The organism is Flavobacterium sp. (assembly GCF_027484945.1).
Classification (GTDB): domain Bacteria; phylum Bacteroidota; class Bacteroidia; order Flavobacteriales; family Flavobacteriaceae; genus Flavobacterium.
The window spans coordinates 23,116-44,854 of sequence record NZ_JAIXRZ010000062.1; the positions used below are offsets into that span (position 1 = coordinate 23,116).

Here is a 21,739-nt window from a genome sequence, read left to right on the forward strand (position 1 = left end):
TAGGGCTTATGCCTTGCAATGGTTAAATAAAAACTGCAACTATTTTTTTCGTATGACATATTTTTAAAAACAGTATCCCGTTTTAAAGGAGTTGTTGCATTTTTAATCCCAAAAAAAGAGTGTATTTTTGACCCTATGCGAACGTATCAAGAACATTTACTCGAAAATCCCGAAAAATCCAAAGCGCAATTGTTGCAATGGGCACAATCGTTTCGTGAGGTGGTTTTACTGGATTCCAATCAATATCCGCAAACCTATAGTTCGTTTGACTGGTTATTGGCAGTTGATGCGTTTACTTCGATACAAACCGATTACCATCAGGCTTTTGATAATTTGCATCAGTACCAATCCCAAACGCGCGATTGGCTAGTAGGATATTTGACCTATGATTTAAAGAATGCAACCGAAAAATTAGATTCGCAAAACGCGGATTGTCTGGGCTTTCCCGATTTGTTTTTTTTCCAACCTAAGAAAATATTTTGCTGTAAAGGTAATATTCTAACGGTTTCGTATTTGTATTGCTGCGATGATGAACTTGAATCTGATTGGCTTTCGGTCCTTCAAATGGATATCGAATTGCAAGCTAAGGTAAGTCCACTAGCGATACAACAACGAATTACAGCATCAGAGTACGAACTTCGATTTGGAAAATTACAAGATTATATTCAGCGCGGATCGATTTATGAGGCCAATTTTTGTATGGAGTTTTTTGCCCAACCCGCAGTTATCGAACCTCGGGTAGTTTATCAAAAATTGAATGCGCTTTCAGCTCCTCCTTTTGCTGTCTTTTTTAAAAAGGATTCCCAGTATTTGCTTTCGGCCTCTCCTGAACGTTATTTGCGCAAAGAAGGAAATAAAATCATTTCTCAACCGATCAAAGGAACTGCAAAACGCAGTGACGATATGCAATACGATGCGCTATTAAAAGCAGCTTTGGAGGTTAATGCTAAAGAACGTTCGGAGAATATTATGATTGTGGATTTGGTTCGAAATGATTTATCCCGAACTGCAACGAAAGATTCTGTGCATGTGGAAGAATTGTGTGCCGTGTATTCTTTTAAACAAGTCCACCAAATGATTTCGACAATTGTTGCCGAAGTAAATCCATCAATTGCTCCTGTTGATATAATTAAATCAACTTTTCCCATGGGTAGTATGACGGGTGCCCCCAAAATTTCTGCTATACAAATCATAGAGGAGTTGGAGTCAACAAAACGCGGAGTTTACAGTGGAGCTGTTGGATATTTTACACCCGAAGGAGATTTTGATTTCAATGTAGTGATTCGCAGTATTTTGTATAATGCGCGCAACCACTATTTATCTTTTTCAGTGGGTAGTGCAGTTACTGCTAAAGCAAATGCAGCCGAGGAATATGCAGAATGTTTGCTTAAAGCAAAAGCGATGCGTGAAGTATTGGGTGATCATTAATTCTGTATCTTTGAAAATGCTGCATTCGTTTCAAAATCATATTCGTCAACACCTTCCGTTTTTAGAAACGAAAAAATTAATTATTGCAGTCAGTGGAGGTATCGATAGTATGGTGTTGTTGCATTTATGCCAGGAATTGAATTGTACGCTGGCAGTTGCACACTGCAATTTTAGTTTGCGGGATGTTGAAAGTGATGCGGATGAAATCTTTGTTAGAGACTATTGTCAAGTTCATAAAATTCCTTTTTTTTTAAATCGATTTTCTACAGCAGCATTTGCAAAAACGATGGGCCTATCCATTCAAATGACAGCACGTCAGCTGCGTTACGATTGGTTTGAAACCCTTCGTGTACGTGAAGGATTTGATTATGTTTTAACCGCACATCAAGCCGATGATGTAGTCGAAACATTTATGATTAATCTCACGCGAGGCACGGGTATCGAAGGTCTTGCGGGTATACCTATACAAAATGGTGTTGTGGTGCGCCCTCTATTATCGTTTTCGCGTAATGAAATTGAAAAATATGCTGCGGAACATTTGATTTCTTGGCGTGAAGATTCGAGTAATAGTGAAAATTATTACCAGCGCAATAGGATTCGGCATGAAGTGTTACCAGTATTAAAAGCTATGAATCCTTCATTTTTAGAAAATTTTCAAAAAACAATGGATTATGTTCAGGATACCAAGAACATGGTCAATTGGGCAATCGATGCGTTTTTAGAAAAAGCAGTACGGCAACATGGGCAAGAATTTCATTTGGATTTAAATCTGTTAAATGCGTTACCAGCTCCCCGTGCAGTATTGTATTATTGGTTGAAAAAGTACGGATTTACAGCGTGGGACGATGTGTATCGTTTAACGGAAGCTGCAACAGGAAAACAAATTTTTTCTCCTGATTTTACGTTATTAAAAAACCGCACACATTTAATTTTACATGCGCGCCAAACGATTTCGTATCCACCGGTTTTAATTGAAAAAACTACCACTGCAATTGATTTTCCTATAAAATTAGCTTTTTGTAACCAAAGTGACCTTTCAATAACCGATGCAAATACTATCTTTGTCGATGCTGATTTATTACAATATCCCTTAGTTTTACGAAGGTGGGAGGAAGGAGATGTTTTTAAGCCTTTTGGATTGAAGGGTATGAAGAAATTGAGCAAATATTTTAAAGACGAGAAATTTAGTTTGATTGATAAAGAGCGGCAATGGTTATTGTGCTCCGAAAATACAATTGTTTGGGTTGTTGGCAAACGCACTGATGACCGATTCAAGATTACCAATAATACCATTAATAAACTCAAAATTACCTATTCAGAATGAGATCTATTTTTTTTACAGTTTTAACTGTTTTAAGTACGGTTACAACATTCGGTCAAATCAAAAATCCAGTTAAATGGACTTCAAAAACCGAACAACTTTCTGAAACCGAATTTAATCTCATTGTCAGTGGTACAATTGAAGACGGCTGGCACGTATATTCTCAATTCACTCCAGACGGGGGTTCGTTGCCCATGCTACTAACGTTTAAAGGGGCTAAAGGCAATTTTGAATTGATCGGAATTGCCAAAGAAAGTCCGTATAAAAAAGTATACAGCCCTATTTTTGAAGTCAATGAATACTTGTTTGAACATAAAGTTGTCGTTACCCAAAAAGTGAAAATCACCAATCCAAAGTTGCAAGCGATAAAGCTCAATTTGGAATACCAAGTGTGTAAGGAGCAATGTATCAATGATTCGAAAGATTTTACCTTTGCGTTACCTGAAATTTCGTCTATTGCAGTCACAGAGACTCAAACTCCAGCGGATACTACTGCTTTAGCCGTAGATTCAGCAATAACCACTACTCAAAAATCGGTGAAAAATATTCCAGCTGAACCAAAAGAAGCTAAAAAGCCGGTAGAGGATAAAAGTATTTGGTCCATTTTCTTTTTATCGTTTTTGGGTGGGTTAGCGGCTTTATTCACCCCATGTGTGTTTCCTATGGTTCCGATGACGGTTAGTTTCTTTACGAAGCAGAGTAAAACTCCAGCCCAAGGAAAACGTAATGCTATACTTTATGGGATTTCTATAATTGTGATTTATATCCTTTTAGGTTCAATTGTTACCGCTATTTTTGGTGCCGATGCGCTAAATTCGCTTTCTACGAATGTGTGGTTTAACTTAATTTTCTTTGCGTTACTGGTCTTTTTTGCGGCCTCGTTTTTAGGTGCATTTGAAATTGTATTACCCAATTCGTGGGCAAATAAAGTCGACCGTCAAGCCGATCGTGGCGGTTTTATTGGGATTTTATTTATGGCATTGGCATTGGCAATAGTTTCGTTTTCTTGCACCGGACCTATCGTTGGAAATTTATTAGTAATTTCTGCATCCAAAGGAGGAATAGCTCCATTGATTGGGATGTTTGGATTTTCATTAGCATTAGCCCTTCCATTTATGTTGTTTGCTTTATTCCCAAGTTGGATGAATGCTTTACCAAAATCGGGCGGATGGTTAAATACCGTAAAAGTTTCGTTAGGATTTTTAGAATTGGCCTTAGCGTTTAAATTTTTATCCAATGCCGACTTAGTTTTACAAAAGCACTATTTTGAACGGGAATTATTTTTAGCCGTTTGGATCATCATTTTTGGTGCTTGGGCCATATATTTATTTGGAAAGCTTACCTTACCGCATGATAGTCCCGTTACTCATTTGTCCGTTGGACGTTTATTTATGGGATTATTGGTTGCTATTTTTACGGTATATTTAATCCCGGGTCTTTGGGGTGCACCCTTAAAATTGATTTCTGGTTTTCCACCTCCGATGCACTATAGTGAAAGTCCGAATGGATTTTCGGGTAATGTTTCAGAAGATACAACCACACTACCGGAAGGAGCCCATATTGGACCTCAAGGTATTGTAACTTTTGATGATTATGAAAAGGGGTTGGCCTATGCAAAAAGTGTGAATAAACCTGTGTTTTTAGATTTCACGGGGGATGCTTGTGTGAATTGCCGCAAGATGGAAGAAAATGTTTGGCCCTCGGAAGAAATTTTACCTTTGTTAAAAAATAAGGTGGTCTTGATTTCACTGATTTGTGATCGAAAAATTGATTTACCCCAATCGAAACAATATATCTCTAAAACCACTGGTAAAGAGATTATTACTATTGGTAATAAATGGAGTGATTTTCAAATTACCCGTTACCAAAATAATGCACAACCCTTATATGTGATTCAAACTCCTGATGGCAAAGACTTAAGTAAGCCAATAGGGTATACACCAGATGTCAATGAATATAAAAAATGGCTGCAAGAAGGAATTAATTCTTTTAAATGATAATAATTCCCAAGTCTAAGTCTGCAACCAAAAGTTTGACGAATTTATAAGTAATTTTGATAGTAAAACGCTGTTCACCTTACTGCGTTAAGTAGGCTCAGTTCTATCGAATTTCAAATCAATTTCGTATCTTCGTAATTCAATATTATTTATAAGCCTTAATAAAGTACATGCCATGTTAGTAAAAGTTTATGGAAGCGCCGTCTTTGGCGTAGAAGCCACTACGATTACCGTAGAAGTTAACGTCGATAAAGGCGTTGGATACCACCTTGTTGGATTACCCGACAACGCGATTAAAGAAAGTAGTTATCGAATTGCAGCTGCATTAAAAAATAACGGATTTGAATTACCCGTTAAAAAAATCACAATCAATATGGCGCCTGCCGATTTACGAAAGGAGGGTTCGGCCTATGATTTAACGCTAGCAATAGGAATTTTAGTGGCCAGTAGTCAGCTACAAACAGCCGATGTCGATCGCTATATCATTATGGGTGAATTATCGTTAGATGGAAGCCTTCAACCGATTCGAGGTGCTTTACCTATTGCCATAAAAGCCCAAGAAGAGGGATTTAAAGGAATTATCCTGCCACTTCAAAATGCACAAGAAGCAGCAATTGTAGACGAATTGGATGTTTATGGAGTAGAAAATGTGATGCAGGTCATCGATTTTTTTTCTGGAAAATTAGAATTGAATCCCGTTAAAGTCGAATCGCGCGATGCTTTTTTTAAAGCACAAGATTTTCCTGATTTTGATTTTGCTGATGTCAAAGGGAACTAAAATCAAATTATAAAGTATTGTAAAACAAATACTTAATAACATTATATATTAGAAGTGTCTTATTTATGTCTTGTTTTAGTAATAAAATATTCTATATTTATAATAAAAGTAGAATATGAAAAAGATAAGGTCAAATATGGTCTTCCTGATTGAAATTCCTGATTTTTAATTAAAAGAAGATTTACTTGAAAGTGTAAAAAAAAATACTTGATTTGATGGAAAATAAGAAGTTCATTAAGAGTTTAAATTCTAAACACGAAGAGGGTTTAGATATAAAACGTGATAATGGTTATTTTTTATAATAAGTGAATGTGATTGTTAAATTAAATTCTTTAAGGGATTACCTTTTTTTTCTTGAAACAAGACATTTAATAATTCTAAAATTACTTCATCACCCATTTCATTTATTTCTCTTCCAATAAAACGAATGGTAGTAAAATCATTTTCCTTTTCTAATAATTTTCTAGACCTCTTATTATCCTTTGTTAGATGTTCTTTTGTAGAATGAAATTCATAACCATCACATTCAATACAGAAAGTTCTAACTAACTTAGTTTTATTAAATAAAAATATTCCAAAATCTAAGATGAAATGTTTTTTTTTGGTTGTATCTTCTTGTTCTAAATAATGAACTTTATGTTGAGGTTTTATTTTAATAAATTTAGTGTATTTATTAAATCCAAATCCTGAATAGTATATTATTAAGTATTTTTTTTCAAATCTATACTTAAAAGAACTATTAAAATCATTATCACTTTGATAATTACCTTCATCATCAAAAAGAAAATCACCTTTATTATTTAATTTATCATAACTAAATGTTAATTTATAATTTTGACTAAAAACTGACATATCATTAACAGAATTTATTAAAACATACTCAATAATTTTTAATAAAAATTGTTTTTCAATTGGACTTTCACATAGTTCAATTACTTCATTTATCTTATTTTCTAATTTTGAATAATAATGACTTAACATTTTATAATCCTTTTTGTTTCAAATAATCATTAAACATCACATCAATCAACATCGGTAGGACTTTTGGATTATTGACTTTCTTATAAAAATCCATTCTGTCAGAATAGTAATCACCGATATAATCACCAAATATTTCTTTGAAATATTCTTTTTTATCATCGTGAGAATTATTCCCCCTCACAATAACATCTAATTCATTATTTTTAAATAACTTGGTTCCAACATCTTGAAGACACAATTTATCCCCATCTTTTAAATCCATACCAAACACCTCATTTATTCTTTTGATGATTTCAGATAATAGTTCTTTTTCTTCCACACCAATACTTTTAGAACCTGTATCGGACATCGGGTCTAATTCCCCTTTTTTATCCTCTAACGATAATTTCTCTTTACCTACGTATTGTATTCGTAATGAGTTCAAATCAATAGTATCGGTGATGGATAATCTTTCCCCTTCTTTTTTTGGTAGTTTTTTGTTTAGGAACCTCAAAAAGATATAAAGTTTCTCCCATCGTATTTCTGTGAAAGATGATATTTGAGAGATATATGAATACAGACGAATAAATGATTGAATAGTAGATTTGAACTCTTCTTTGATTTCCTCACTATCCAAATTTCTCCATTTATCTACCACCTCATCAACGATTGAATGTAGTTTCTCATCTGTATCTGTTTTTCTATAAAACTCCTCACAGAAATCGTTTATTTTATTTTGATTGAATAATTGGAATGTCTCAACCTTGTATTCCAAATCATAAAGTTTATCAGGGTCAGTTTCACCGGTTAATTCTGTGGTGGTATAGAATGGTTGAAATGAGGTTATAATGTCCTCTGTTTCATTTACAAAGTCCAAAACAAAAGTTTCTGTCTTACCTGATTTTGTCCTGTTTAGTCTTGATAGTGTCTGGACACACTGAACTCCCCCTAATTTTTTATTTACATACATAGAACACAACATAGGTTCGTCAAACCCTGTTTGGAATTTATTGGAAACAATCAAAATTCTATATCTTGGGTCTTTGAAAGACGATGGAATATCAGTTCCAACCATTCCGTTAGAGTTGTTTAATGATACTTCGGTATTCTCAATCCCGTTATGAAAAATTGTTCCACTAAAACCAACTAAACAAGAATAGGGAAGGTTTTTTTGTTTCATTTGTTTCACCATCTCCTCTTGAAATAAAACACAAAGTTTTCTTGAACTTACAACCACCATACTTCTTCCTTTTCCTTCCAATTCTTTTGATGTTTTATTTACAAAGTGTTCCAAAATGATAGAAACTTTTTGTCGTATTACTTCGGGGTGATTATCTACATAATTCACCAACTCCCTTTTAACCTTTCCTTCCGGAAGTTCTATATCTTCTTTTCCTTCTTTTTGTAGAACTTTGAAGTATCTTTTATATGTCGTATAATTACTTAATACATCTAATGTGAAACCCTCGTGAATAGATTGTTTCATCGTATAAGAATGGAATGGGACAAATGTTCCTTCCGGTGTTTTTCTTCCAAAAAGTTCAAGGGTTTTGTTTTTTGGTGTTCCTGTAAAACCAAAAAAACTAATATGATTTTGTTTTCCTCTACTTTCTATCTCCTCACGGATTAAATCTTCATAAGTATAATCAGTATCTTCGTCATCGTCAATCTCTTTGGATAAAGATTTTTTTAGATGTTTGGAACTTTCCCCACTTTGAGAAGAATGGACTTCATCTACAATTACACCAAAAGTATTTCCTTTAAGTTTTGAAATTGTCTCAGATATGACCGGGAATTTTTGGATTGTGGTAATAATAATATCTTTACCTTTTTCCAAATACTCTTTTAATTGGGATGAATTTATATCTACCGGATTAACAACTCCGTCTGTTTGTTGTAAGTCCTTTAATGTCTTTTGTAATTGTTTGTCTAAAACCTTTCTGTCCGTAATAACGATGATAGTATCAAATAACCTCTTTTTATCCTCTTTATTACGATAAAGTGAGGTTAAGGTATGAGACAACCATCCGATACTATAACTCTTCCCTGAACCGGTTGTATGTTGTATTAAGTAGTTGTGTCCGACACCTTCTTTTTTTATTGTATTTTGAAGATTTCTTATCACTTCCAATTGGTGAAATCTTGGAAAAATTAAAACCTTGAATTTGGTTTCAACCACCTTTCCTTGTTTATCGTCCCAATCTCTATCTTTTTCTTCTACAACAACTAAATAATTTTGGATAATGTCTAATAGTGAGTTGGGGGTCAATATTTCGTTCCACAGGAATTCGGTTCTGTAATCACCATCAACTATTGGATTTGAAATTCCTTTGTTATATGGTAAGAATTTTGTTTTTGAACCTTTTAATTGGGAAGTCATACTTACCAGGTCATTATCAATACAAAAATGGACGAAACATCGTTGGAAGTTTAATAATGGTTCCTTCGGGTCTCTGTCGTGTTTATATTGATATTCAGAGTTTTTGATGTTCTGTCCGGTAAGTTGGTTTTTTAGTTCCATCATGATAATTGGAATACCATTTAAGAACAAAACCATATCAATTGAGTTTTTATTTCTGTTGGAGTAGTATAACTGACGAACCACCACAAATCTATTCTTTTGGTGTAGGTCAATATGGTCTTGGTTCATTCCACTTTTTGGTTCAAAATAAACCAAGTCAAAAGAACAACCACGAGTAGAAAGACCTTTTCGGAGAGTTTCAACAATACCTCTTTTTCCGATTGTGTCGTTTATGGTTTTACATAAATGACTATCTGTTGAACTATCAAATTGGGAATACAATTTGTCGTATTCTTCCGGTTGGGTGTCTTTAATAAAACCTATAACATCCTCTATGATTAAACATAAGTCCTTATCATATTCGGTGTATAATTTTGAGGTATAACCTTGATTATTGAGGGATTTTTCTATCCACTCCTCAAATCTATATTCTGATAGTTTTTTACTCATTATATACTAAGGTTATTTATTTGTAGATTTTAAAACATTCAATAAATTCATTCTCAAATATAGGTTTGTTAAACTCTTCAACCTCACCATTTACTTTTATAATGAATATTTCATAATTAGGTTTCATATCTTCCATCATTCCTGATATAGAGAAACGATATGATAAAATACTATCATCTTTACCTTTTAAAATAGTCCAAGAACCATATTCTGAACCTTTGTATGGTAATGAATAACAGAGAATGAAATATCTTTCTGTAAAGAATTTTTCTAAGGTTTCTTTTTGTTTTTCAGTTTTTACTAATTGGGACAACTCATTATTTAAAAAATCTATTAGTTCCACTTTTGGTTTAAAATATTCATTTCCACTATGAATAATAATTTTTTCACCTGTGAAACGATGTGTTGTTTCTTTTCTAGTATATTTTGGGTTAATAACTTCGTATAATAAATTGATTTTATACATATATTAAAAATAATATTAAACAACCTTTATTTTACCGGTGATTACCTCAGAAATAAGAGATTGTCGGTATTCTTTTAATAACTCTATTTTCTTTTGTTCCATCGAAACCAAATCATCAATTTCTTTGGTATGTGTATCCAAATAATCAACGATTTCTTGTTGTTCTTGAATGTTTGGAAATGATATTTTGAAGTTTTTAATATTTTCCCCCGTCAATCCTTCTCTATTACCTCCTGTTTGGAAATAATCAACTTGTGTTTGTCCTACTTTTGATTGAAGAATATAATTCAAGAAAAACGGGGAAAGTTTCTCCTTTTTTGTTCTAATAATACATACGTGTTGATTTACATTCATTTCATCTTCATTTAATACAACACAACATCTCCCAATAGAACCACCTGTTATGTTAAGTAATAAATCATTAAAAATGACTTTACTACCACTCATTCCTATATGAGTTTCATTAGTTATTCTACTAACATCATCCAATCTAAGTCCATTAAAATGGACGTTTTGACTTCTTATGAAAATAACCCCTTCATCAACATAAACCTCACTTCCACCTCTTGGGGTAATTCCTGAACCAACTTTATTCACGTAATATCGTAAAGTGGTATTATTCCAAATCTCGGGTATTTCTCCAATCCATTCCACACCACTATCTTTCATCTTCACATTAGGGTTTAGTCCTTTGGTGATTACTTGATTGATAAGTGTGGTTCTTTGTTCTTTTAATAGTTCTACCTTTCTTTGTTTGGTTGAAATGAGTTTGTCAATAATGGTGGTTTTCTCGTCAAGGTAATTAACGATTTGTTCTTGTTCTTGGATTGGGGGAAGTATAGTATTGAAATTCCTAATTAAAGAAATTGATACCCCACCAATCAAACCACTTAATGATGAGTGAAATTGTAATTGAAAAAGAGGTGTTTGAATATAGTAATATTGAAATTTACTATTTGTTTTAGGTTCAAAACAACATAGTTTATTTACAAAATATACATCTTGTTCTAAATACCCCATTTTTTTTCCTGAACTACCACCTTCAATACATATGAGAAACGAACCTTTTTTACCCAACTTAAAAGAGGTGTTTGATTTTGGTATTCTTAATCCATTATCATATTCTATACTCTGTGAGTTATAATCAATATCTTTGGTGGAGACATATGGTATATCATCTATATTTGAACTATCAAATAATTCTTTTTGATTATCGTTCAAACTACTCCCATTATATAAATTTGAGATGTATTTAAGTTTAATTAAATCCCAATTTTCAGGAATATCTCCAATCCATTCCACACCGGAAGGTTTATATGAATTATATTGTTCCATCAGTCCTGTTTTTTATAAGATTGGGTTATTAAAAACATAACATAATCCAACTCATCATTTGGACTTAATCTTAATTCATAATCACCATTACCCCAGTGTCCTTGACTACTCATATCTTTTGTTAAATTCTTGGGGTCGTCTAATTGTCCTTTCTTCAAATTAACCAATATTCTCAAATGGTCTGTGTAAAATACAACATCACAGAATGGTCTTTTCTTTCTAAATCCTATGTATTCTTTTCGTGGTATTATTTCAACCTCTCCAAGATTTAATATTCTATCTTTAAGTTCGTTGTATAAATCCACAACTTTTTCATCCCGTCTAACATTTTTCTTGAAATGGTATTCTTCGGTATAAACTTTAACCTCTTTTGATACTTGATTAACAACATTTGATTTATCGTCTGATATAGTTGAAATACTTTCGTCCGATGTCGTCTTGTGTTGAACCAATCCAATCATATTGTTTTCATACTTCTTAACTTCCCACAATTCAAATGGAACATCCTTAAAGTTAATGGAGTGTTTTTGGTATTCGGTAAAGTGTGGTGATACAAATATGACCTTTGATTGTGTCCAATCAATATCATCTCGTTTTAATAACCCTCCACAATTTTCATTATATTCAAGTATGAAGTCAGATTTATTGTTTAACATTAAAGACATATAGGTATATCCTTGGTCTATGACTGAAAAGTTCCGGTCTTTTTTGTATTCAATAATAACGAAAGATTTGTTTTCACTATCGTATCCAAGAGTATCAATACGGAAACTCTTTATAGAGAACTCCGATTTAACAAATTGTAGATTAAATAATTCTTCCAAGTTCTTTTCAAACAGAACTTGTATTTCCTTTTCCAAATCAAATTTGATGTTGGAAACAGGTTTTAATTTTGTCTTGTCTTGTATGGAGTATAGTTTCATTATTTAACCAATTCATTCATTAAACCATCACTCTCTTTTTCCAACTCCAATAAATCTTTTAACACATCCTGAAACGAACGGAGTGGAGTGTATTTGTAGAAGTATTTGGTAAAGTTAATTTCATAACCCACCTGTGTTTTGTCCTTATCCACCCAAGAATTTGGAAGATGTGGTTTAACCTCTTTTTCAAAATAATCATCAATATCAACATCAAGTGGTATTCTTTCAGTATCTCTTAATGAACCATCAGGTTTAAGATTTCCTTTTTTATCCATAACCACTTTACCATCTTGAACCAAAGGTTGTTCTATGGTAAGTTTTTTGTATCCAAAATACTCGTTGGAATAAATTTTGGAGATTTCATTTTCTTTGAAGTCCTCATATACTTTAAGGATGTAATTTCTTCCCTGTTCTGATATTTCTTTTCTCTTGTTCCCCAAAGATTTTTTGAGTGGTCTAAAATAGTTTGAACCATCTATGAGTTGAATTTTACCTCGTCTCTCTTTTGATTTTTTCTTACCTAAAATCCATAGGTAGGTTGTAATACCTGTGTTGAAGAAAAGTTGGTCGGGAAGTTGAACGATACATTCTAACCAGTCATTTTCAATAATCCATCTTCTTATTTCACTCTCACCGGAACCACTATCACCACTAAAAAGAGGGGAACCATTAAATACAATACCAATACGGGAATTATTGTCCTTGAACTTTGAGATTAGATGTTGAAGGAATAACAAAGAACCATCAGAACTTCTTGGTGTTCCCACCGAAAATCTACCATTTGGATTTTGACTTTCAGTTTTTACAAAATCTTCTTCCGACTTCCACGAAACACCGAATGGGGGGTTCGTAATTTGATAATCAAACTTTTTATCAATAAATTTATCATCGGATAATGAAGACCCCAATTTAATATTGTCCGGGTTCTCTCCTGTAATCAAAAAGTCAGATTTACAGATTGAGTATGTTTGGGGGTTAAGTTCCTGACCGAATAGATTTATTATAACCTTATCTGACATATTTTCTTCAACCCATCTTTTCCCAAGTGTTAATATACCACCTGTCCCACAACAACAATCAAAAATGGAACGGATAAGTCCATCACCTTTTAGATTGTCTTTACTTCCGGACATAACCAAAGAAACAAGTAATGATATAATATCTCTCGGGGTGTAATGTTCCCCTGATGTTTCATTACTCATCTCAGAGAATTTACGTAATAATTCCTCAAATATCATCCCCATCGTATGATTATCTACCACGTTCGGGTGAAAATCAACTTCCGATAGTTTATCAATTAAAATATAGAGTTTGTTATTTTTTAATAGTTTTTCAACCGGTTTATCCAATTGGAAGTTTTCCAAAATTTCAAAGACATTTTGTGAATATCCGTTGATGTAATTATTAAAGTTAATTTTAAGACCTGATGTGTCCCCCTTTAATCTGTTCAAATCATAATTTGAATGATTAAAGAACACCAATCCTGTTTTCTTCTTGATGATGGGTGAGATATCATCAATATCATTTTTAAGTTGTTGGTATAGTGATATTACTTCCTCCTTGTGGGGTTCAATAATACAATCTAATCTTCGTAATACTATAAATGGAATTATTACATCTCCATATTCGTGAGGTTTGAATAAACCTCTTAATACATCATCACAGATGTTCCATATAAGAGAAGATACTTCTTGGTGTTTCATTTTTAATATTTTAATGAAACAAAAATATACATAAAAAATCTAATATCCCAGAGTTAAATTATGTAAGATTATTTCTAACTACAAAATCCACCAATTTATCTCCCGCGAATTATAATATACTTCCTTAATAATATAGTTTTCAAGGGTATAATCGTCTGTTTTAGAATATATCTTTACTGAATATACAAAACCTTCGTCCCATAGTAAATCAACGGATTTAGTGAGGTCAGAATAGTTGGTTGATGTTTTGAGTAAGATATGTATGTGTGGTCTGTCTTTTTTCTCTATAACATAAAATACTCTTTCAACATCTACAACACTCTTTAATCTATTAATAAATCGTTCAGTCAGTTTATTGATATGTCTTTTTGTTAGTATTTCTCTTGTTGTTAATGTTATGAAGTAGTTATATTCCTGTTCTTTTAGGAAGTGTTTTAATGATGTTTTATATAAATCATTCTTGATATATGATGGAGTTTTATTTAATTCGTTTTCAAGTTTTTTTCTCAACCGGTAGTTTCTTTGGTTGGTTCTGTTCTGATGTTTTCTTCTTTCTTTGTATTTGACTTCTTCTTCAATTGTTTTTATCTTTTTATTCCTTCCCATATTTATTGATTACTATGTTTATAGATGGGGATATTCTTATCAAGTGATGTCCCCGACTACATATAAATAGTCCAATTAGAAAAAAAGTAAATTTATTTTGATTTTTTTTTCGTCCGGGAAGTATTGTAAATAAAGGGATTGTTGTTTTTTTTGAAAAAAACTTCATTTTTTTTTGATTACTCCCCTTGACTATGAATTTTATTTCACCTATTCATTTCACATATAAAATTATTAACTAAAAAAATTAAAGTATGGAAGTAAAATTATTGACGAACGGACAAAGTGAGATTAAAAAAATTTCAATTAAAACATTAAAAAAATTAAGTGATTATAATTTTGGGAAACTTAATAGAAATATTGATATTGATGTTTTAGAAAAGGTTTATAAAATTAAAAAATTTAATAAAGTAGAATTACAGACCATTTTAATACATCATCATTTTATGGGAAAATTAACTAAACCACATTATAGATGTTGGGTAAAGGTTCAAGGTTTGAATATTTTAGGTTTTCAAGATATTTTCATAAATCAGTGGGAAGAGTTAAAATAAAATTATATTATTAAGTTTGTAAATTAAAAAAAAATAGAAATTATGAAATTACAAGAATTAAAAAAAGTTGAAACAATTGAGGATTTTAGAGAAACCTTATTAAAATTATTTGTCTCAAATCCTGAAAAAAGAGAGATTTACTTAAAACCAACACTTCTTTCTGAATTTTATTCGGAAATGAATAAAAGACCATTCTATTATTCAGTTGATAAAATTAATTCCTTAACTGATTTTTATAGATTGGATTGTATGGGTATGGTTAAAATTAAAGACAAGAAATTCCAAACAACCGATAATGTGTGGGATTTGAATGAAGAAGAAATAATGAATTTAGAAATTGTTGAAGATAATAATGAATTTATAAGTAAGGTTAAAAATTCATCTTGGTTTATGATTGGAAATGGAAAACCAAATATGATACTTCAAAATATATGTAGTGGTGATTTTATTAGAAATAATAAATAAGAATTGGAGTTGTTATATAATTAGTTATAATTAATTTTATAACAGAAAACTTATAATTCTATTGTGATTTTTTTAATTTTGAAGTTAATTTTAGTTTGTATGTTAAATTAATACGATTTATAAATGGGTTATTTTTTATTTTCTGTTTTATTTTTAGTTGGACTCTCTTTTGTTTTTACTTTAATTTCAGTATTTTTTTCATCAAGAGAAGAAAATAAAAATGGAAGTTCAAGTTTTATGGAAAAATTTACTAGAATACTAATTGTGTTAATTATTATTATGGTTATTGGTTTTCTTAGTGAAAAGTGTGGTTGTTCCTCCGAAGATGAACCTGATTACCCTATGAAATATCAACCTGATTAATTTTTATAACTTATACTTTTGTTATAGGTCTTAAAATAATTTAGTTATAATGAATAAAAATTTAAAGTCATTTTTATACACATTATTTTTTTTATACATATTGTATTTGTGTATCAAAGGTTTAGTAAAACTTTTTTGGAAACCGAAAAATCAAGATGAATTAATGTCAAAAACAAAATTTGTATTTATTTTGTTTTTGTTATTCAGTTTTTGTTTTATTTTAATAGTTCATCATTTATTTGAATACGAACAGGTAAATCGTATATACAAAGGGTATTTATATTCAGTATTTGTTTTGTTAATAGTTGGAATTTTAAATAACGAAATTTTTAATTTTGGATTTAAAAATTCAAACGACAAGAAATTAGACATTAATGAATTATTTGATTACTACAATAAGTCAAAAAAATAATTAATTTTTGTAAATAAATTTTACTCCAAGTTTATTAATTATATAACCAAATCCAACCCAAAAAGTTAGTTTTATTAAAAAGGGGAAAACACCAAAAAAATTAATATTTGAAAATAAAATAAGAGTAAGTAATACCAAAAACAAATAAATACTCAAATATAAAAACTCTAACTTAATAAAATTACCAAATAACTTTACTTTATTATTTTTCTTAATAGATGTTAATTCAATATTGAAGGAGTTTAAGACATCTTTAATTTCTTTTATCTTAAAACTAATTTCAACGGAGGAATTATTTTTCAAAAAGAATGTTGTATTTTTTAGATTTTTATGATAGATATTATCTTTGAGAAAAAATATTTTATTTTTATGATACAATTTAAAATCAATAGTATTTTCTCTAATTTCTGACACTTCACATATTGTATTGAACTCTATTCCTATAAAATTTTCTATTCCTTTCTTTTTGGTATTAAATTCTTCTAATTTTTTTTCATTAAACACCTTGTTTTGGAATGAGTTTAAATCAGATTTTGTTTGTCTAGATTGGTATCTTAATTCATCTAATTCTAATAAAACATATAATAAATCTTTGAAGGAATTTATCTTTGAATAAATTTGTTCTTGATTTTGAATTTCTATTTGAGGTTGTTTTTTTAATTCTAATTTTAGACTTTCAATATCTTGACTAAATACTTTTTCCTCAATTAATTTAAATTCAAATATTTCAATAATTATATTTACACAATTATGGGAACATTGTTGTTGATTATTTAAATTTACACTTTCGACTGATTTTATAAAACCAGATATTTCTATTTTAATTATATCACCTTCATCTAACTTTTTAATTATTTCAAGTAAATCATTTTTTACTATTATTTGAAAATTAAAAGATATTACATCTGAATTATAAACATATCCACTTGTTTTCCTTACTACATATCTTTGATTTATATTATATTTTTCTACAAAATGAATATTATTATTTTCAAACGATATTCCAAATGGTTTTTTATAGGTTATTGTATCTATTATTTGGTAATCTTTTATTATCTCTATCCATTCATAATCAAATAATTTTTTAAATTTTAAATGTTCTTCAAAACTTTCGGGATATTTTATGTTTTCACAATAATCAATTATATTATTTTTTAATTCTATCAATTTCATCTCAACTTATTTTTTGTAAATTTAAATAAATTACAAAGAACTTATACAATTGTCATAAGTATAAGTTAAAAAAACCTGACTATCAATTAGTTAGGTTTTTTTATGATGTTATAACTTATACTTTTGTTGATTTTATATAAAAGTATAAGTTATTTTATTACTTTTGTAAAAAAAAAAGATTATGAGTAGATTAGGTCAGAACACTACAACTTCATTTATAGAATGGAACGATTTTATATCTCTAATAACACGATTGGAGAATGATAAAGAGTATAAATTTTGTTTGTTAATCTCTATCGGTGTTTTTACGGGGGTTAGAATATCAGACCTTTTAACTTTAAAATTTTCACATATTCTAAATGAAGATGTCTTTTTACTTACCGAAAAGAAGACAAAAAAAGATAGAAGTATTAAGGTTAATTCCACCTTGAAAGAGATAGTCCAAAGAATTTACAATAAGTCCGATATTTCAAACCAAGATGAACTTATATTTCTGAATAAGTATGGAACCAAGAGTATTGATAAGTCCTATGTGAATGTTAAACTTAAAGAATTGTTCTCTAAATACAGAATTAGGGTAAAAGGGAATGTATCCACTCATACATTTAGAAAAACACTTGGGAGAAGGGTTGTTGAAGTGAGTAATTATTCAAATGAGAGTTTGGTTCTATTGATGGAGTTGTTCGGACACTCTAATATGGGAATTACAAAACGATATTTGGGTATTACAAAAGACGAAATACATAATGTATATGATTGTTTAACTTTTTAATTAAACCCCGTTAGATGAAAGAACAAGATTTATATTGTAGGATAATAAATAAGTTGTTGAACCAGTTGATGAAAAAAAAATATAATTATGACTTTGTGTTTTATCTACACCCGGTTCAACACTTATTAAATAGAGAATTAAACTCTGATTTTTATTCAATTGATGAAATTGTATCAGTTAATATAAAAACATCAATCAGAATGTTTGAATATGATATTTTAACTAATGAAATTAAAGATTGTTTGAATTTAATTATACCTATGGTAGAAGGTTCTGAATACAGGGAAATAAACAAAGTCAAACTTAAAATTAAATCACCGATTGTCTCCGGAACTCTTGTCCGAACAATCCCCACGATGAAACAACAAAATTAGATTTGAATGTTTGTTTTAGTATTTCATCGTCATTAAATGAGATTTCTATTTTGGTAGGTTTTATGATTTTTGAAATTCTTGATTTCATCTCCAATTCGTTGAACTTTTTATTGAGTTCAATAAAAATGTTTATCTCTACTTTGTCGTTGTGAATAGTAGAATGGTGAAGTCCATTTTTACCTATCAAATTAAAAAAAACTCTGTTATTAGGAAGGTTTGGAGAAAGTGAGTTTTTGTTGTTCCGTAATTTTTTAAGGAACTCACCGATTGTATTACATTTTCTGTAAAAATCTTGAATATCAAAAGTTAATTGTATGATACAATAATCTTTATTTTTTATTTCAATTTCTTTTTCTTGTTTTAATTCTTCTAATATTGACTTTATCCTTTGAGTTAATTTATTCATTAAAATAGTGATGGTTTCGTCAAAGGGATAATCCCTTTTGTTTATTTATAGGTAAATAGGACTATAAAGTCCTAAACTACTCCTAAAAGTTTCCAGAGAAAAGGTTGGATTATGGGGGTGTTTAATCCTCGTTGTGTAATTCAAAATTAGGGAAATCTAATAAATTTCCATTTTCATCAAAATTTAACCACTGAACCGGAAGTAAAGGTATTTGTCTTATTTCGTCCATATTTAACCCAACTACATTTTCCAAATAATCAACTCTTTTTTTAGTGAATTGTTGTTGATTATAGTTTATGAATATGATATGTAATAACATATCCATAGACGAACAATCAATTTGTCCTTTATCGTTGTCTATGGTGTAGTATATTATTTTTAGTATAGGGAAATTTTCTTCATAACTAAACTTTACCTTGAAGAATGTATTTGTCCCCAAGAATAAGTGTTTATCTCTATCTATTAGGTTTTTTATTCCTTCAAATGAGAAATATTCTTCCGTATCAATACACAACTTAACTACTCTTTCAATCATATTAAATTTCATCGGAAAAGTAATTACTTTTTCAGTTAAAACTATCTGTTCTATTATTTGAAAAATCTCTTTTGAGTTTTTATTCTTGTTAGGGAATTGTGGGAAATCGTCTATGTAATGTGTGTTGTTTTCTATGTCTTTTACAACATCAAATCCATTTATTGTAAATTTTTTTTTCATAAAAAGGTCTTTAACTATAAGTAGTTAGTTTTTATGGAAAAGTCAATTTATAACTCAAAATTTTAGAAATTTTTTTTGAGGATTTTGTTTAAGATATAGTCCCCCATATTTTCACTTTATGGGGTAAGGGGTCTATAAGTGGGAGGATACAAGGGGGGATGGGAGGAGGTGGAGATTACCACCACAAAGTAAGTAGGGTTATAATTGTTTATTTTTTTATTTTTCCAAAACTATCGGATAATCTTTTACCCATATCATCAATCCTTGTGTTTATAAAACTTTGTATGTATGATTGTGTGGTTGATATGTGTTGATGTCCTAATGAAACAGATAAGTCATATAGGTTTATGTCTTTATTGTTTTTAATTAAAATAGATGTATATGAATGTCTTGATTTGTGGGAAGTTAAATTAGGTATTCCAATTTGTTTTCCCATTATTTTAAGAAGTTGATTGTAATAACTTCTTCTCCCCGAAAGTTTATTGTATTGATATTCATTCATCTTTTCAAACATCTTTTCATTTTTAATATCTAAAAAGTCCTTATCTTCAAGTAAAGGAAAAATAAAATTATTTGAATATTCATCATCCATCAAAATTTCCTTTACAATACCTATCATCTTTGAATATAAATTTTTGTGTAAATTATCAATAGAATTTAACCTTAATTCAATTTTTTTATTTACCCTATCTTCAACTAAATTTCTCAGATTTTTTAAGTAATTTAATTCAACATCTTCTAATAACATATTTTTTATATAATTAGATTTATTGACTTCATCCATACTTTTTTCAAATTTTCTAAAAGGATTAACAGAATAACTACCATCATAAACATCTGTTTTTTTATGAGTAAGATGTTTAATTATTATATCACATTCTTTTAATGATGTTATGATGTTTTTACCATCATTCTGTTTGAAAAATTTAATGTAATTTTCATCTACATAACTAATTTTAATTTTTACATTATTGTTTAATAAATTGTAATCCACTTTCTTGTTTTTTTCAATAAAAAACAATCCATATTGGTAGTTTATTTTTCTAATGTATTCATATGTTTCTTTTAATTCATTTGAAATAAATTTTTCCGGTAAGTAGTTGAAAATTATTTGTAATGGTTTTTCATATAATAGTATATTGATAGGATGTTTTGTCTTCAACATTATTTTTTTTATCCTAATTTCATCACCATTTATATTTAAGTTATTCCAACGAAGGGTCATCAAGTCAGACACACGTAATCCGTGATTAAAGAATTGGAATAAGAAAAAATTTCTAACATCGTTAATTGATAATAGTTGAGAATATCTACTATCTAACTCTCTTTTTTTTCCTTTGTTTTTTCCACTTTTAATTACATCGTATAATTCAGAATATAAGATTGTATTTATTTGGTCTTCATCCAAAAAATCAACATCAACCCTCCTTATAGTAGTTTTAATATTGTTGAATGGGTTTGGGTAGTATATATAATATCTTTGGTTTATTGATTTTGAAATAAACGACTTAAATGTTTTTGTTTTATAGGAAATACTATTATCAACAATTCCCCTGTCTTTTTTCAACCAAACTATCCATTCATTTATATAATCTTCGTTTATGTCTTTGAATAATACGTCTTCCTTATTAAATTTTGTTTTGTTAAATAACTTTACTAAAAATAATATGTTCTTATATTTTTGAGAAGTTCCTACACTCTTACAATTCGGTAATAATTTAGTTTCAACAAAAAACACTAATGATTTTTTTTCATCAGAAATAAAATCTGTCCTTTTTACAATACTATATTTATTGATGTATTTTTCAATTTCATCATTATAAAACTGATAATCGGTAAGGGTGTGTTTAACACGTTGTTTAGTTTCGTCCCAGTGTCTTTTATGAATTGGAGGAAGTTTTAATGAAGTAATCTTAGTTTTACCTATATCAGTTAATCTCTCACTTACTCTCAAATACCCCTGTTTTTTATCAGGACTATTGGATTTCCAAACAATTTTTATTTTATTCATTATGTCTTA

General features: G+C 29.7%; 18 protein-coding genes and 1 pseudogene. 9 read left to right on the forward strand and 10 right to left on the reverse strand.

Going from position 1 to position 21,739, the window contains the following annotated elements; translation table 11 throughout:
• Window positions 1-135: 135 nt before the first annotated feature.
• The 4 genes and pseudogenes from Q0039_RS08615 to Q0039_RS08630 form a co-directional block, all read left to right on the forward strand.
• Window positions 136-1,428: an anthranilate synthase component I family protein gene (locus Q0039_RS08615; protein ID WP_297511686.1), complete on the forward strand. Its 1,293-nt coding sequence runs from the start codon at window positions 136-138 to the stop codon at window positions 1,426-1,428.
• Between the two features lie 16 nt (window positions 1,429-1,444).
• Window positions 1,445-2,752 (forward strand): tRNA lysidine(34) synthetase TilS, encoded by a 1,308-nt coding sequence (gene tilS / locus Q0039_RS08620; RefSeq protein WP_297511689.1) that lies wholly within the window; start codon window positions 1,445-1,447, stop codon window positions 2,750-2,752.
• Window positions 2,749-4,746 (forward strand): cytochrome c biogenesis protein CcdA, encoded by a 1,998-nt coding sequence (locus tag Q0039_RS08625; RefSeq protein WP_297511691.1) that lies wholly within the window; start codon window positions 2,749-2,751, stop codon window positions 4,744-4,746. The genes tilS and Q0039_RS08625 overlap by 4 nt, the downstream gene beginning before the upstream one ends.
• A gap of 175 nt (window positions 4,747-4,921) precedes the next feature.
• Window positions 4,922-5,518 (forward strand): annotated as a pseudogene (locus Q0039_RS08630) (magnesium chelatase domain-containing protein); the annotation flags it as partial.
• A gap of 324 nt (window positions 5,519-5,842) precedes the next feature.
• Here the strand turns inward: Q0039_RS08630 and Q0039_RS08635 are convergent.
• From Q0039_RS08635 to Q0039_RS08665, 7 genes are all read right to left on the reverse strand, one after another.
• A complete protein-coding gene (locus Q0039_RS08635; RefSeq protein ID WP_297511693.1) occupies window positions 5,843-6,505 on the reverse strand; it encodes a hypothetical protein in 663 nt (220 codons plus the stop codon).
• A 1-nt stretch (window position 6,506) separates the two neighbouring features.
• A complete protein-coding gene (locus Q0039_RS08640) occupies window positions 6,507-9,455 on the reverse strand; it encodes a DEAD/DEAH box helicase family protein (protein ID WP_297511695.1) in 2,949 nt (982 codons plus the stop codon).
• Window positions 9,456-9,471: 16 nt separating this feature from the next.
• Window positions 9,472-9,921: a hypothetical protein gene (locus Q0039_RS08645; protein ID WP_297511697.1), complete on the reverse strand. Its 450-nt coding sequence runs from the start codon at window positions 9,919-9,921 to the stop codon at window positions 9,472-9,474.
• 15 nt (window positions 9,922-9,936) lie between these two features.
• On the reverse strand, window positions 9,937-11,256 hold the full coding sequence (locus Q0039_RS08650) for a restriction endonuclease subunit S (RefSeq protein WP_297511699.1): 1,320 nt from the start codon (window positions 11,254-11,256) through the stop codon (window positions 9,937-9,939).
• Window positions 11,256-12,179 (reverse strand): DUF5655 domain-containing protein, encoded by a 924-nt coding sequence (locus tag Q0039_RS08655; RefSeq protein ID WP_297511701.1) that lies wholly within the window; start codon window positions 12,177-12,179, stop codon window positions 11,256-11,258. Before Q0039_RS08655 ends, Q0039_RS08650 begins: the two co-directional genes overlap by 1 nt.
• Window positions 12,179-13,882 (reverse strand): class I SAM-dependent DNA methyltransferase, encoded by a 1,704-nt coding sequence (locus Q0039_RS08660; RefSeq protein WP_297511703.1) that lies wholly within the window; start codon window positions 13,880-13,882, stop codon window positions 12,179-12,181. Before Q0039_RS08660 ends, Q0039_RS08655 begins: the two co-directional genes overlap by 1 nt.
• Window positions 13,883-13,960: 78 nt before the next feature.
• Entirely contained in the window at window positions 13,961-14,488 is a 528-nt protein-coding gene (locus Q0039_RS08665) for a hypothetical protein (RefSeq protein WP_297511705.1), read from the reverse strand.
• Window positions 14,489-14,739: 251 nt separating this feature from the next.
• Here Q0039_RS08665 and Q0039_RS08670 point away from each other — a divergent pair, with 251 nt between their 5' ends.
• The 3 genes from Q0039_RS08670 to Q0039_RS08680 all read left to right on the forward strand — a co-directional run bounded on the left by Q0039_RS08670 (window position 14,740) and on the right by Q0039_RS08680 (window position 15,867).
• Window positions 14,740-15,039 carry a hypothetical protein gene (locus Q0039_RS08670; protein ID WP_297511707.1) on the forward strand — a complete coding sequence of 100 codons (300 nt, stop codon included), beginning with the start codon at window positions 14,740-14,742 and terminating at the stop codon, window positions 15,037-15,039.
• A gap of 42 nt (window positions 15,040-15,081) precedes the next feature.
• Window positions 15,082-15,504, forward strand: a complete 423-nt coding sequence (locus Q0039_RS08675; RefSeq protein WP_297511709.1) for a hypothetical protein — start codon at window positions 15,082-15,084, stop codon at window positions 15,502-15,504.
• 123 nt (window positions 15,505-15,627) lie between these two features.
• Window positions 15,628-15,867 (forward strand): hypothetical protein, encoded by a 240-nt coding sequence (locus Q0039_RS08680; RefSeq protein WP_297511711.1) that lies wholly within the window; start codon window positions 15,628-15,630, stop codon window positions 15,865-15,867.
• 412 nt (window positions 15,868-16,279) lie between these two features.
• Here Q0039_RS08680 and Q0039_RS08685 read toward each other — a convergent pair whose 3' ends face one another.
• Complete coding sequence (locus Q0039_RS08685) at window positions 16,280-17,452, reverse strand: hypothetical protein (protein WP_297511713.1); 1,173 nt, start codon at window positions 17,450-17,452, stop codon at window positions 16,280-16,282.
• 181 nt (window positions 17,453-17,633) lie between these two features.
• Between Q0039_RS08685 and Q0039_RS08690 the strand changes: the two genes are divergently transcribed.
• On the forward strand, window positions 17,634-18,224 hold the full coding sequence (locus Q0039_RS08690) for a tyrosine-type recombinase/integrase (protein WP_297511715.1): 591 nt from the start codon (window positions 17,634-17,636) through the stop codon (window positions 18,222-18,224).
• Window positions 18,225-18,238: 14 nt separating this feature from the next.
• A complete protein-coding gene (locus tag Q0039_RS08695) occupies window positions 18,239-18,598 on the forward strand; it encodes a hypothetical protein (RefSeq protein WP_297511717.1) in 360 nt (119 codons plus the stop codon).
• A gap of 527 nt (window positions 18,599-19,125) precedes the next feature.
• Here the strand turns inward: Q0039_RS08695 and Q0039_RS08700 are convergent.
• Together Q0039_RS08700 and Q0039_RS08705 are read right to left on the reverse strand one after the other, a co-directional pair.
• Window positions 19,126-19,719 (reverse strand): hypothetical protein, encoded by a 594-nt coding sequence (locus Q0039_RS08700; protein ID WP_297511719.1) that lies wholly within the window; start codon window positions 19,717-19,719, stop codon window positions 19,126-19,128.
• A 208-nt stretch (window positions 19,720-19,927) separates the two neighbouring features.
• Window positions 19,928-21,730 (reverse strand): tyrosine-type recombinase/integrase, encoded by a 1,803-nt coding sequence (locus tag Q0039_RS08705; protein ID WP_297511737.1) that lies wholly within the window; start codon window positions 21,728-21,730, stop codon window positions 19,928-19,930.
• Window positions 21,731-21,739 lie beyond the last annotated feature (9 nt).

What these genes read in the sequence shown, in the direction of transcription:
- Q0039_RS08615 (WP_297511686.1), top strand. Translation starts at nt 136, where the DNA reads ATGCGAACGTATCAAGAACATTTACTCGAAAATCCCGAAAAATCCAAA.
- tilS (WP_297511689.1), top strand. Translation starts at nt 1,445, where the DNA reads ATGCTGCATTCGTTTCAAAATCATATTCGTCAACACCTTCCGTTTTTA.
- Q0039_RS08625 (WP_297511691.1), top strand. Translation starts at nt 2,749, where the DNA reads ATGAGATCTATTTTTTTTACAGTTTTAACTGTTTTAAGTACGGTTACA.
- Q0039_RS08635 (WP_297511693.1), bottom strand. Translation starts at nt 6,505, where the DNA reads ATGTTAAGTCATTATTATTCAAAATTAGAAAATAAGATAAATGAAGTA.
- Q0039_RS08640 (WP_297511695.1), bottom strand. Translation starts at nt 9,455, where the DNA reads ATGAGTAAAAAACTATCAGAATATAGATTTGAGGAGTGGATAGAAAAA.
- Q0039_RS08645 (WP_297511697.1), bottom strand. Translation starts at nt 9,921, where the DNA reads ATGTATAAAATCAATTTATTATACGAAGTTATTAACCCAAAATATACT.
- Q0039_RS08650 (WP_297511699.1), bottom strand. Translation starts at nt 11,256, where the DNA reads ATGGAACAATATAATTCATATAAACCTTCCGGTGTGGAATGGATTGGA.
- Q0039_RS08655 (WP_297511701.1), bottom strand. Translation starts at nt 12,179, where the DNA reads ATGAAACTATACTCCATACAAGACAAGACAAAATTAAAACCTGTTTCC.
- Q0039_RS08660 (WP_297511703.1), bottom strand. Translation starts at nt 13,882, where the DNA reads ATGAAACACCAAGAAGTATCTTCTCTTATATGGAACATCTGTGATGAT.
- Q0039_RS08665 (WP_297511705.1), bottom strand. Translation starts at nt 14,488, where the DNA reads ATGGGAAGGAATAAAAAGATAAAAACAATTGAAGAAGAAGTCAAATAC.
- Q0039_RS08670 (WP_297511707.1), top strand. Translation starts at nt 14,740, where the DNA reads ATGGAAGTAAAATTATTGACGAACGGACAAAGTGAGATTAAAAAAATT.
- Q0039_RS08675 (WP_297511709.1), top strand. Translation starts at nt 15,082, where the DNA reads ATGAAATTACAAGAATTAAAAAAAGTTGAAACAATTGAGGATTTTAGA.
- Q0039_RS08680 (WP_297511711.1), top strand. Translation starts at nt 15,628, where the DNA reads ATGGGTTATTTTTTATTTTCTGTTTTATTTTTAGTTGGACTCTCTTTT.
- Q0039_RS08685 (WP_297511713.1), bottom strand. Translation starts at nt 17,452, where the DNA reads ATGAAATTGATAGAATTAAAAAATAATATAATTGATTATTGTGAAAAC.
- Q0039_RS08690 (WP_297511715.1), top strand. Translation starts at nt 17,634, where the DNA reads ATGAGTAGATTAGGTCAGAACACTACAACTTCATTTATAGAATGGAAC.
- Q0039_RS08695 (WP_297511717.1), top strand. Translation starts at nt 18,239, where the DNA reads ATGAAAGAACAAGATTTATATTGTAGGATAATAAATAAGTTGTTGAAC.
- Q0039_RS08700 (WP_297511719.1), bottom strand. Translation starts at nt 19,719, where the DNA reads ATGAAAAAAAAATTTACAATAAATGGATTTGATGTTGTAAAAGACATA.
- Q0039_RS08705 (WP_297511737.1), bottom strand. Translation starts at nt 21,730, where the DNA reads ATGAATAAAATAAAAATTGTTTGGAAATCCAATAGTCCTGATAAAAAA.